The following is a 575-nucleotide window of genomic DNA, read 5'->3' as shown; positions in this document are numbered from 1 at the left end:
GTCCATGCGGCGAACTTCGGCGTCTACGGGGCGAAGAAGGTCCACGCCCAGCTGCGCCGCGAGGGCGTCGTCATCGCGCGTTGCACGGTCGAGCGGCTCATGCGCGGCGCGGGGTTGCGAGGGGTCAGCCGGGCCAAGGGCCCGCGCACCACGATCTCCGGTCGTGGCCCGGATAATCGTCCTGACCTGGTCGAACGTGACTTCACCGCGACCGCTCCGAACCAGTTGTGGGTCGCGGACATCACCTACTGCCGCACCTTCGCCGGCTGGGTGTATGCCGCGTTCGTCATCGATGTGTTCTCCCGCCGCGTGGTCGGCTGGCAGCTGTCGAAGTCGCTGCGGACGGACCTCGCGTTGGACGCGCTCGAGATGGGCATCTGGACCCGCGATCACGCAGGCCAGGCCGTCTCCGGGCTCACGCACCACAGCGATAAGGGCGTTCAGTACGTCGCCATCCGCTACACCGAGCGTCTTGCTGAGGCCGGCGCGGCCGCCTCGGTCGGCTCCACCGGCGACTCGTATGACTGTCAGTCTCTATCTACCCGATCCCGCGAGGATGGGGTAGTCCCGGCCGA

At 68.2% G+C, this 575-nt stretch carries 1 protein-coding gene; it reads left to right on the top strand.

Going from position 1 to position 575, the window contains the following annotated elements; genetic code table 11:
* Positions 1-575 (top strand): IS3 family transposase (locus tag INT49_RS20900; protein WP_193119639.1); only part of this gene is annotated, 575 nt, incomplete at both ends.

This window comes from Brachybacterium tyrofermentans, assembly GCF_014897585.1.
GTDB classification, from domain to species: domain Bacteria; phylum Actinomycetota; class Actinomycetes; order Actinomycetales; family Dermabacteraceae; genus Brachybacterium; species Brachybacterium tyrofermentans.
Note: the sequence above shows the minus strand (reverse complement) of the source record. Positions and strands in the feature narration are given on the sequence as shown.